Here is an 8,367-nt window from a genome sequence, read left to right on the forward strand (position 1 = left end):
ACGGCAACGCGTACGTCGTCGACGGCACCGCCGGAACCCTGCGCGTCATCCGGCCGTAACCTCGCGAAATCACCCTGAAGCCAAGCGGAGTTGCGGAGGTGGGCGCAAGCTCGCCTGCCTGGCAGGCATCCTGGCGGCACTCGTCGGCCTGCCTTCCCCGAGGTTCAGCAAGAGGCTCGCTCAAGGGCGCGCCGTGCAAGGCGGGATTAATTTCGGGTAAAACCGCCGTTCCCATGCGCTCGCTGGACAGGCTGCGCCAAAGCTACGACGAGGATTCGCAGGTCGTCATCCAGGAAAAGCGATCCCCGCCGCGCATGTTGTTCTCCGACACGGAGGTCCTCCTCGAAGAGGTCCCCGTGGGAACGCGCGTGGTGTTTCCCAATCCGCCGGTCGAGGAGCTGGCCAATTGGCGGGCCGCGATCCGCTGGGCCATCAACCATCCCGAAGGGTGCGACCCGCTGCACGCGCAGCTCCGTCCGGGCATGCGGGTGGTCATCGCCATCGACGACATCTCGCTGCCCCTGCCGCCGATGCGCACTCCCGACGTGCGCCAGTTCATGCTGGAGATCGTCCTCCAGCTCCTCGCCGATTCCGGCGTCGACGACGTGCATCTGTTGATCGCGAACGCGCTGCACCGCCGCATGACCGAGGCGGAGATGCGCCGGATGGTCGGGTCGCGGATCTTCGACGCGTACTACCCCGACTACTACACCAACCACGACGCGGAGGAACCCGGCGCCATCGTCGAGTTGGGGACCACCGACGCCGGGGAGAAGGTGCGGATCTCCCGGCGCGCGGTGGAAGCGGATCTGGTCATCTACCTCAACGTCAACTTCGTCCCCATGGACGGCGGCCACAAGTCGGTCGGCACCGGACTCACCGACTACCTGGGCCTGCGCGCGCACCACACGCCGCAGGCCATCCGCGGCTCGAAGAGCTACATGGAGCCGAAGCACTCGGAGCTGCACAGCTCCGTCGATCGCATCGGCAAGGTCATCGACCAGCACCTCAACGTCTTCCACATCGAGACCGCGCTCAACAACAAGATGTTCCACGGAGCGATGGCGTTCCTCGGCAAGCGCGAGGAGGACTTCACCGACTTCGACCGCGCTGCGCTCGCCGGCCTGCGCTGGACGCTGCAGCGGGCGCCGCGAGCGCTGCGGCAGAACGTCTTCCACCGGGTGCCCGCCGCGTACGGCCTGATCGCCTGCGCCGCCGGACGCACCGAGCTCGCGCACGAGAAGATCCTCCAGGCCTGCCGCCGCCAGCTCTTCGTCAAGGTCCGCGGCCAGGCCGACATCCTCGTCGCGGGCATCCCCTACATCAGCCCGTACAACGTGAACTCCATCCTCAACCCGCTGCTCGTGCAGGTGATGGCCTGCGGCTACTTCTTCAACATGAACCGCGGCGTGCCGCTGGTGAAGAAGGGCGGGACGCTGATCGTCACCCACCCGTGCATGGACGAATTCGATCCGGTCCAGCACCCGAGCTACATCGAGTTCTTCCATCGCCTGCTGCCGGAGACGACCGACGCGATGGCGCTGCACATGAAGTACGAGCGGGAGTTCGCGCAGAATCCCTCGTACGTGCACCTCTATCGCAAGGGCAACGCGTACCACGGCGCCCACCCCTTCTACATGTGGTACTGGGGCGAGAACGGCCGCCAGCACCTGGGCCAGATCATCGCCGTCGGCACCGAGAACACCCACGTGCCCGAGTTGATGGGCTGGGAACGCGCCGACACGCTGGCGGAGGCCATCGACATGGCGCGCGGCCGGCAGGGGCGCTCGGCGGAGATCACGCTGATGCATCACCCGCCGATGGTGATGACCGAGGTCGCTCTCGCCGCGCACGAAGGCGTGCGGCAGCTTCCGGAGCATGGCGGCGGGCCTTCGGCGAAGCCCGGGATCGCGGCGAAGGAACAACCTTGAGCCTCGATCTCGAGAGAGCCTTCGCCGGCCACGAGATCCTCATCACCGGCGTCACCGGCTTCCTCGGCAAGGTGGCGCTGACGATGCTGCTCGACCGCTATCCGGACGTGGGCAGGATTTACGTCCTCGTGCGTCCGCGCGCCGGCGGGACGGCCGAAGACCGTTTCTTCGGCAAGGTCGCCGGAACGCAGCCGTTCCGACCGCTGCGCGAACGCCACGGCGACGGCTTCGAGGCCTTCCTGCGAAAGAAATGCGTCGCTCTTGCCGGCGACGTCACCGATTCGATGCTCGGCCTCTCCGAGGAGCAGGTCAAAGAGCTCACCGCCAAGCTGGCGTGCGTGATCAACTCCGCGGGGCTCGTCACCTTCAATCCCTCGCTGGAGCTGGCGGTGCGGGTGAATACCGAGGGGGCACGCAACGCCGCGGAGCTGTGCAAGAGGACGGGCGCGACGCTCGTGCACATCTCCACCTGCTTCGTCGCGGGAACACGTCGCGGCCCGGTGTTCGAGGACGAGCCGTTGATCGGCAGCTATCCGAAGGCGCACGATCTCGACGAGGCGGCGCGCGTCCCCTTCGTCGTCGATGCCGAGCTGAAGGACGTCGACGCCGTCGTGGCGCGGCTGCGCGCGCAGGCGGACGACGGCACTCTCGCCGCGCAGTTTCGCGCCGCGGCCGTCCAGCGGCTCGAGGAAGAAGGGCGGGATCCCGCGGATCAGAAGGCGCTCGGACTCGCCTCCGGTCGCGAGCGGAAACTCTGGCTCGCGCAGCAGCTCGTCCAGGCGGGAATGGAGAGAGCGCGGGCCTGGGGCTGGCCGAACACGTACACGTACACCAAGGCGATGGGCGAGCAGGCCATCGCGGCGAGCGGCTGCCAATACGCGCTGGTGCGCCCCGCCATCGTGGAGAGCGCGCTCCGCTTTCCCTTCCCGGGCTGGAACGAAGGGTTCACGACCTCCGCGCCGCTGGTGTTCATGGGGCTCAAAGGACAGCGGGTCTTTCCCGCGGGACACAAGCTGGTGCTCGACCTGATTCCGGTCGACCTCGTCGCGGCCGGCATCCTCGGCGTCGCGGGAGCGGCGTGCGCGGGGCGGCTGCAGCAACGCGTCTTCCAGCTCGCGTCCGGCGACGTGAACCCCTTCTACGTCCGGCGCTCCGTCGAGCTGGTGGCGCTGTACAAGCGGCGGAAGATGGACGAACGCGTGGCGGAGGGCAAGCGCAGCGCGTTCGAGAACTGGATCGACACCTTCCTCGAGCCGTATCCCGCATCTAAGGAGCTCTACTTCGCATCCAGCGCGCCACTCTTCCGTGCAGCGGCGAAGGGACTGCGCAAGCTGATTGCCGAACGCGGAGCGTCGTGGGGCGCGCCCCGGACCACTGCGCTGCTGGCGCGCGCCGACCAGGCGCTGGAAGGCGTCGACCGCCAGCTCGCAGCGCTGGAGATGACCTGGGACCTCTTCCTGCCGTTCGTCGCCGGGGAACGGTTCATCTTCCAGTGCAAGCACACCCGGCAACTCTGGGCGCAGCTCTCGGAGGACGATCGCGCGAAGCTCCCCTGGGACCCGGAAGCCATCGACTGGCGGCGGTACTGGATGGAAGTCCACATGCGCGGGCTCGAGGAGTGGGTCTTCCCGGGTCTCGAGGAGGAAACCAAGGCGCTCAAGCGCGAGGTGTCCCAGCCCAAGGACCTGCTCGCCCTGCTCGCGGCGGCGCGCCATGCCTTCGGTCCCCGCGTCGCTCTCCGCTTCTACGCCGGCGAGGACAGCGCGAGCGAGCTGGCGCGCACGCGAGACGACCACATCACCTACGACGAGCTGGCCAGGTTCTCCGACCGCGCCGGCCGGGCGCTGCAGTCGGCGGGAATCAAGGCCGGCGATCGCGTCCTGCTCATGTCGGAGAACCGCCCTGAGTGGGCGATGGGCTACTTCGGGATCCTCAAGGCCGGGGCGGCGGCAGCTCCTCTCGATCAAGGCCTCTCCGCGCAGGAGGTGCAGAACTGCGCGGCGGCGGCGAAGGCGCCGCTCCTGCTGGCAAGCCCGAAGGTGGTGGAGCGACTCCGAGCGCTTCCAGGTCTGCGCACGCTCACGTTGCCGGACGTATTGCGCGGGTCCGACGAGGCCGGCTTGCCGCCCCTGCGCAGGAGCGCGGCCGCCGACGACGTCGCCTCGGTGCTCTTCACCAGCGGCACCACCGGGAAGCCCAAGGGCGTCGTGCTCACGCACCGCAACTTCGCCTCGCTGGCCGCGAAGATCGCCGGACTGTTCGATCTGCGCGTTGGCGAGGGCGTCCTCAGCGTGCTGCCGCTGCACCACACCTTCGAGTTTAGTTGTGGCCTGCTGGTCCCCCTGATGCTCGGCGCGGAGATCACCTACCTCGACGAGCTCACCGCGGATCGGCTGTCCGATGCGCTCAACACCGGGCGCATCCACGCGCTGATCGGCGTCCCGGCCCTCTGGCAGCTGCTCCATCGGCGGCTGACGCAGGAGCTGGCCTCGCGTCCCCGGGCGGTGGAAGCCGCGATCCAGGCGGCGATGGCGCTGCACGGAGAGCTGCGCAACCGGACGCCGTTCAACGTCGGCAAGCTCCTCTTCTGGCCCATCCACAACCGCTTCGGAGGCAAGCTCCGTCTGTTGGTCTCCGGCGGCAGCGCGCTGCCGGAGGAGGTGCAGAAGGCGTTCCACGAGTTGGGATTCGATCTCACCGAAGGGTATGGCCTGACGGAAGCCGCGCCAGTGCTGTCAGTGACGATGCCGGAGAACAGGCTGCGCACCGGGACCGTGGGGCCACCGCTGCCCGGCGTCGAGATCCGGATCGAGAACCCGGACGCCGACGGCGTCGGCGAGGTACTCGCAAAGGGCCCGAACGTGATGGCGGGCTATCTCGACGACCCGGAGGCGACGCGCGAGGTGCTGGCCGGCGGCTGGCTGCGCACCGGCGACCTCGGACGGGTCGACGAGGACGGCCACCTGACGCTCGTCGGGCGGAAGAAGGATCTGATCCTCGACGCCAGCGGCAAGAACGTCTACCCCGACGAGCTGGAGGAGATCTACGGCGCCTCGCCGCGGATCAAGGAGCTCTCGATCGTCGGCTTGCCCGACGGCAAAGGCCACGAGCGCGTCGCCTGCCTCTGCGTTCCTGCGGCGCGCGAGGACCGGGCCAAGGTCGAGGAGCATTTCGCCCGCATCTCTGCCGAGCTGCCCTTCGGGAAGCGCGTCAAGGTGCTGCACTTCTGGGACGGAGATCTGCCGAAGACGGCGACGCGGAAGGTGAAGCGCCCGCTGGTCGTGGCCGAGCTGCTCCGGCTCGAGAAAGCGACCGCGGCGGCGACGCAGCTCGCGACCGAGCCGGCAGGGAGCGACGCCTGGCTCTACGATCTGCTCGCCGACCTGGCCCAGAAGCCGCGCGGAAGCGTGAACGCGCAGACGCGCCTCGTCGCCGATCTGGGGTTCGACTCGCTGCTCGTCGCCGAGCTGACCGTGGCTCTGGAGAAGGCCGGGGTCAAGCCGCCGCCGGAGTCGGAGTCCGCCACGATCACCACTGCGGGCGAGCTGGCGCGTCGGATCGAGAAGCGCGGCGACAACGGCGCCCACGAACGTGACGGCACGCTGGCGCAGAAGAAGGACGACGACATCTTCATCCCCGGCCCCGTGGCGGCCGCGGGCCGGGCGGCCATCTCCTTCTTCCAGAAGGCACTCTACGGCGGGGTGTTCGAGATCGACGTGAGCGGCCAGGCGAACGTGCCCGCGAACGGCGCGTTCCTGGTCGCCGCAAACCATACCAGCCATCTCGACGTCGGCCTGGTGAAGATCGCGCTCCGCGACGAGGGCACGAAGCTCGCCTCGCTCGCCGCGCGCGATTACTTCTTCGACAACCCCTGGAAGCGCGCCTGGTTCGGAAATTTCACCAACCTGGTGCCCATCCAGAGGCGCGGCTCGCTGAAGGAATCGCTGCACACGGCGGTGCGCACCCTGGAGCTCGGCTACCACCTGCTCATCTTCCCGGAAGGAACGCGCTCGCCTGACGGCGAGCTGCAGGAGTTCAAGCCCGCCATCGCCTATCTCTCCTTCGCGGCGGGCGCGGACATCCTGCCCGTCTACCTGGAAGGGACGCACGAGGCGATGCCGAAGGGAGCCTTCCTTCCCGATCCGCGCAAGCGCCGCAACCTGATCGTCCGCATCGGGCCGGTGCTCCGCTACGAGGAGCTGCGCGGGGCCACCCAGGGCCTCGCGCGATCGGCGGCGCACAAGGAGGTGACGCGGCTGGTCCGGCTTTCGATCGAGGCGCTGCGCGACGGCAAGCCGCCGCCCGAGATCGGCCGGCCCGGACGCCTGCTGGAGGCTTCCCGATGAAGCTGCTGGTGACCGGCGCCACTGGATTCCTCGGATCCACGCTGGTGCCGATGCTGCGCGAGGAAGGACATGACGTGCGCGTCCTCGTGCGCTCCGGCTTGCCATTCCCGGACGCGGAGGTGGTCAAGGGCGACGTCCGCGACCCCGACTCGGTCCGCCGCGCCCTTGCCGGTGTCGAGGGGCTCTATCATCTGGCCGGCCTGGTAAGCCGCGACCCGGCCGACGCGCGCAAGATGTACGATCTGCACGTCGAGGGAACCCGCAACCTCCTCACCGGGGCGGCGCACGCGGGCCTCCGGCGCATCGTCCTCGCCTCCTCGTCCGGCACCATCGGCGTCTCGCGGGTACGGCGGGTGGCGACGGAGGAGGACGACTATCCCATCGAGGCCGTCGGGAATTGGCCCTACTACCTGAGCAAGATCTACGAGGAGAAGATCGCCATCGAGTTCTCGCGGCGCGGCCTTCCCCTGGTGATCCTGAATCCCTCCCTTTTGCTCGGACCCGGCGACGCACGCATGTCTTCCACCCAGGACATCTTCCGGTTCCTGATGGGCCGCATCCCGGTGATGCCGCGGGGAGGCATCTCCTTCGTGGACGTCCGCGACGCCGCGAAGGCCTTCGTCGCCGCGCTCACCCGGGGCAACGTCGGAGAGCGCCACCTTTTGGGCACGGCGAACTGGGAGTTCACCGAATTCTTCGCGAGGCTGGGGCGCATCGCCCATCGGCCGCCGCCGCTCTTGCGCATGCCCTCGCCGCTCAAGATCGTCGCCGCGCACTGGATGGAGAGATGGGCGCGCGATCGGGGCCGCGAGCCCGACCTGCCCGCCAGCGACGTGGAGATGGGCGAGTGCTGGTTCTTCATCGATTCCTCGAAGAGCGAGCGGGTGCTGGGATTCCACCCCCGCGATCCGGTGGAGACGCTGACCGACACCGTGCACTATGTGCGCCGTCACTTCATCGCCAAGGGAGCGTAACGGTGTTCTCGTGTCTGCAGCACCACGAGCACGATTCGGCCGCCGAGCGCGACGGCTGCGACGCGCGCATGCACGATGCGATATCGCTGGTGAAGATGGCGCAGGTAGGATTCACCGGCCCCGCCAAGATCCGGCGGCTGTACGAGCCGGGACGGGTCGATCGACGCAACGGCCTCGACGTGGTCGTCTTCGCGGAAGAGCAGATCGTCCCCTGGCACCTCGAGGACGGCGACGAGGAAGGGTAATGCTCCTCTACCTGGCCCGGCACGCGCAGACCGCTTCTTCCGCGGTCGACTCCTTCAACGGGCGCGGCGAGCTGCCCTTGACCGACCATGGCCGGGAGCAGGCGCGACGGCTCGGCGTGCGCCTCGCGGGCGTCAGGTTCGCGGCCGTCTATCGATCGCCGCTCGGGCGTACGGCGGAAACTGCTGCGCTGATCGCTCCGCGGATGAAGGCGGATGTGCTGCCGGGACTCTCGGAGATCGATTACGGCCGGTGGGAAGGGCTCACTCCGGAGCAGGCGCGCGCGATCGACCCGGCGCATCATGCGGCGTGGGTCGAGGATCCCTCCGCGGTCTCACCGCCGGGTGGCGAGACCGTATCCCAGGTCGCCGAGCGGGCCCTCGCGGCGCTGGAAGAGATTCGATCGCGCCACGAGAGCTCGGCCGGTCCCGTGCTGGCGGTCTCCCACAAGGCGACGCTGCGCATCCTCGCAGCCGCGCTCACCGGCGGGCCGATCGGGAAGTACCGGATCCGCTGGGCGCAGGACGAATGCGCGCTGAATGTCGTCGAGCTCCGCGCCGGCAAGGAGCCGTTCCTCCGCCTCTGGAACGACACTTCGCACCTCGGCGCCGATCCGGGGGCGACGACGCGATCCGGCAAATAGTTTACCGGCGCTCGAAGAGGAACGCGCAATCCTCCTTGCGCGCGCCCGACGCGTCCGCGACGGAGAACTGGCGGCGCTTGCCCAACGTCGAAATCCCGTACATCACGGCGCTGCCGTACTGCCCCGACTTGCTGACGGCGTAGAAGCTGATGTCGAAGTTCGGCCGCCCGTTCGCGAACTGGAGGCGCTTCTCCCGGGTCGTGCGGGCGATCCGCTCCAGCGTCATCAGA

5 protein-coding genes and 2 pseudogenes (2 of these 7 running past the window's edge) are annotated in these 8,367 nt (G+C 68.6%); 5 read left to right on the forward strand and 2 right to left on the reverse strand.

The window, feature by feature from the left end; translation table 11 throughout:
- From E6J58_23515 to E6J58_23535, 5 genes and pseudogenes are all read left to right on the forward strand, one after another.
- Positions 1-78, forward strand: a pseudogene (locus tag E6J58_23515) (hypothetical protein); it begins 2,418 nt to the left of the window's first position.
- 155 nt (positions 79-233) lie between these two features.
- Entirely contained in the window at positions 234-1,931 is a 1,698-nt protein-coding gene (locus E6J58_23520) for a DUF2088 domain-containing protein (protein TMB32137.1), read from the forward strand.
- Positions 1,928-6,277, forward strand: a complete 4,350-nt coding sequence (locus E6J58_23525; GenBank protein ID TMB32138.1) for a sugar nucleotide-binding protein — start codon at positions 1,928-1,930, stop codon at positions 6,275-6,277. The genes E6J58_23520 and E6J58_23525 overlap by 4 nt, the downstream gene beginning before the upstream one ends.
- Positions 6,274-7,251 carry an NAD-dependent epimerase/dehydratase family protein gene (locus E6J58_23530; GenBank protein ID TMB32139.1) on the forward strand — a complete coding sequence of 326 codons (978 nt, stop codon included), beginning with the start codon at positions 6,274-6,276 and terminating at the stop codon, positions 7,249-7,251. The genes E6J58_23525 and E6J58_23530 overlap by 4 nt, the downstream gene beginning before the upstream one ends.
- On the forward strand, positions 7,217-8,137 hold the full coding sequence (locus E6J58_23535) for a histidine phosphatase family protein (GenBank protein TMB32140.1): 921 nt from the start codon (positions 7,217-7,219) through the stop codon (positions 8,135-8,137). The genes E6J58_23530 and E6J58_23535 overlap by 35 nt, the downstream gene beginning before the upstream one ends.
- Before the next feature lies 1 nt (position 8,138).
- Here E6J58_23535 and E6J58_23540 read toward each other — a convergent pair whose 3' ends face one another.
- Positions 8,139-8,363, reverse strand: a complete 225-nt coding sequence (locus tag E6J58_23540) for a hypothetical protein (GenBank protein ID TMB32141.1) — start codon at positions 8,361-8,363, stop codon at positions 8,139-8,141.
- Positions 8,363-8,367: pseudogene (locus E6J58_23545) on the reverse strand (hypothetical protein) (it continues 655 nt past the right edge of the window). The gene E6J58_23540 and the pseudogene E6J58_23545 overlap by 1 nt, the downstream one beginning before the upstream one ends.

The sequence above is a fragment of the Deltaproteobacteria bacterium genome (genome assembly GCA_005879535.1).
Classification (GTDB): Bacteria; Myxococcota; Myxococcia; order Myxococcales; family 40CM-4-68-19; genus 40CM-4-68-19.

Bases quoted from the DNA above. Each gene is read 5' to 3' on its own strand.
- E6J58_23540 (TMB32141.1), bottom strand. From the start codon at position 8,363: ATGACGCTGGAGCGGATCGCCCGCACGACCCGGGAGAAGCGCCTCCAG.
- E6J58_23530 (TMB32139.1), top strand. From the start codon at position 6,274: ATGAAGCTGCTGGTGACCGGCGCCACTGGATTCCTCGGATCCACGCTG.
- E6J58_23535 (TMB32140.1), top strand. From the start codon at position 7,217: ATGTGCGCCGTCACTTCATCGCCAAGGGAGCGTAACGGTGTTCTCGTG.
- E6J58_23520 (TMB32137.1), top strand. From the start codon at position 234: ATGCGCTCGCTGGACAGGCTGCGCCAAAGCTACGACGAGGATTCGCAG.